Raw genomic sequence first — 2,919 nt, 5'->3', positions numbered from 1 at the left:
GCGTCGGGTCTCGTGTCGTGACGCTTTTCGACCGATATGCGTCAGTGCTTCTTACGTGACAGTGCGTCGGGCTCCGGCCACCGCACCGCAACCCGGCAGCAGCGAGACAGGCACCCCCACAGCGTCGCGGTCTCGGCCGCGTCCGTCATGCAGAAGGAGCGTCCCACGTGGCTCGAGCACCCTTGCCCACCTCAGCGACACGACCTCACCCCGACCTGCTCGGTCCGGATGCCGGCGCGGCAGACCCCCAGGACGGACCGGCGCCGGCCAAGAAGCTGCGCTCCCGGCACGTCACGATGATCACGCTCGGCGGCATCATCGGCGCCAGCCTGTTCGTCGGCTCGGCCAACATCATCCGGGCGACCGGCCCGGCCGCGGCGATCTCCTACCTCGTCGGGGGCCTGCTGGTCTTCCTGGCCATGCGCATGCTCGGCGAGATGGCAGCCGACCGGCCCGCCGTCGGATCCTTCATGGAGTACGCGAGGGTCGGCCTCGGCAGCTGGGCGGCCTACGTCGTCGGATGGCTCTACTGGTACTTCTGGGTCGGCGTCATCGCCTACGAAGCCGTCGTCGGAGGCGGCATGGTCCACACCTGGTTCCCGTCCGTCCCGGCCTGGGCAGGGTCGCTCACGCTGCTCGCGGTCTTCGTGACGACGAACCTCATCTCGCTGCGGTCCTTCGGTGAGACCGAGTTCTGGCTCGCGAGCATCAAGGTGGTCGCCATCGTCGTGTTCCTCACTGCCGGAGTCCTGTTCGCGTTCGGACTCTGGCCGTCCAGCAGCTGGTCGCTCGGCAACCTCTGGGCCCACGGCGGGTTCATGCCGAACGGTGTCGGCGTCGTCATCTCGTCCGTCGCGCTCGTCCTCTTCTCGTACTTCGGCACGGAGATCGCGGTGATGGCCGCCGCCGAGTCCGAGGACCCCGCGTCCGGGATCCGACGCGCCGCACGCACCGTGATCTGGCGGGTCATGCTGTTCTACGTCGGGTCCATCCTCGTGATCGTGACCCTCGTGCCGTGGAACGAGCTCCCCTCGCCCGACGTCGTGGCGCCCTTCACGCACATCTTCAGGATGTTCGGCGTGCCCGGTGCCGAGACCATCATGAGCCTGGTGATCTTCACGGCCGTCGTGTCCGTGCTCAACTCGGGCACCTACTCCGCGTCGCGGATGTTCGCGGCCCTCGCCGAGCAGCGCCTCGCGCCCGCTGCGGTCGCGCGGCGGACCAGGCGTGGTGTCCCCGCCCTCGCGGTGGTCGCGTCGACGGTCGGCGGCCTCGTTGCCACCGTCGTCAACTTCGTCGCCCCGAGCTCCGGCATCTACGACTTCATCATGAACTCGACCGGCCTCGTGGCGCTCTTCGTGTACGTCTTCATCACCGTGACGCAGTGGCGACTGCGCCGGGCCATGACGCCGGAGCAGGAGGCGAACCTCACGCTCAAGGTCTGGCTCTTTCCGTGGGTGAACATCGTGCTCATCGCCGGCGCCATCGGGATCGTCGCCATCATGATGACGACGGAGAGCGGCCGCACCCAGGTGTTCACCAGCTGCCTCGCGACGGGTGCTCTCGCCCTGTTCTGGCCGGCGGTGCGCCGCCGCCTCGGGCAGGGTGCGGCGGCACCCACGGTCGAACGGTCTCCCGAGCCCGTCTGACCCTTCACTGAGCCACGGACGGCGCCCTTCCCGGGCGCCGTCCGTGACGTATGACCTGGGGTTCGTCCACCCTCACGCGTGGGGCAGGTCGCGGAAGGCCTCGGCGACGCCGGGATGGATGAGCAGCCCACCCCTCGTGTTGACCCCGAGCGCCAGGGCGGGGTCCTCCTCGATCGCCCGCTCGGGTCCGAGGTCGGCGAGCCGTCGCAGGTAGGGAAAGGTCGCGTTGGTCAGGGCTCGGGTGGACGTCTGCGGGACGGCGCCCGGCAGGTTCGCGACGCAGTAGTGGCGGATGCCGTCGACCTCGTAGATGGGGTCGGCGTACGTGGTGGCGCGCGAGGTCTCGAAGGCGCCGCCCTGGTCGATGGCGACGTCGACGAGGAGGGCGCTCCTCGGCAGGAGGGCGAGGTCGGCGCGGGAGACCACCTTGGGCGCCGCCCTGCCGGGAACGAGGACCGTCCCGATGACGACGTCCGCAGAGCGCAGCTCACGGGCGAGAGCGTCGACATCGCTCAGGAGGACGCGGGCACGGCCACCCAGGAGGGCGTCGAGGTCGCGGACCCGGTCCGCGGAGGTGTCGAGGACGGTCACCTCGGCCTGCATGCCGAGCGCGAGCAGAGCCGCCTGCGTGCCCGCGACCCCGCCGCCGACCACGACGACACGGCACGGGGCCACCCCGGGAGACCCGCCGAGGAGGCGGCCCGGGCCGCCTTCGCACGAGGTCAGGTAGCGCGCCGCGGCATGCGCGGCGAGCCGCCCGGCGATCTCACTCATCGGTGTCAGCAGGGGCAGCCCCGTGTGGTCCTGGACCGTCTCGTAGGCGATCGCGAGCGTCCCTGCGTTGAGGAGGGCGTGCGTGAGCCGCCGGTCGGCGGCGAGGTGCAGGTGGCTGAAGAGCGTCAGGTCCTCGCGCAGGAAGCGGTACTCCGAGGCGACCGGCTCCTTCACCTTCACGAGCAGCTCGGCGTCGGCCCAGGCCTCCTCGGGCTGGTCCACGAGCTTGGCACCGGCGTGCGCGTAGTCCTCGTTGGAGAAGCCGGCACCGAGCCCCGCGTTGCGCTCGACGAGGACGTCGTGCCCCTCCCGCACGAGGACGGCGGCGCCGGCCGGGGTGAGACCGACGCGCGCCTCCTTCGTCCTCGTCTCCCTGACGGTCGCGATGCGCATGGTGCTGTCTTTCCGTGCGTGACGTGCCGCTGCCGTGGGGTGGTGGAGGCCCAGGCACGACCGGCCTGGTCGGCTCGGGCGACGGCGTCCAGCGCCTCGCCGG

The 2,919-nt window shown here is 70.8% G+C and carries 2 protein-coding genes; one reads left to right on the top strand and one right to left on the bottom strand.

Annotated features, from left to right (window positions below):
- Positions 1-167 precede the first annotated feature (167 nt).
- Positions 168-1,649, top strand: a complete 1,482-nt coding sequence (locus tag ACPYOM_RS21515) for an amino acid permease (protein ID WP_481347516.1) — start codon at positions 168-170, stop codon at positions 1,647-1,649.
- A 72-nt stretch (positions 1,650-1,721) separates the two neighbouring features.
- Here ACPYOM_RS21515 and ald read toward each other — a convergent pair whose 3' ends face one another.
- Complete coding sequence (gene ald / locus ACPYOM_RS21510; RefSeq protein ID WP_481347515.1) at positions 1,722-2,816, bottom strand: alanine dehydrogenase; 1,095 nt, start codon at positions 2,814-2,816, stop codon at positions 1,722-1,724.
- Positions 2,817-2,919 lie beyond the last annotated feature (103 nt).

It is taken from the genome of Monashia sp. HAY1-2A (assembly GCF_056755315.1).
Note: the sequence above shows the minus strand (reverse complement) of the source record. Positions and strands in the feature narration are given on the sequence as shown.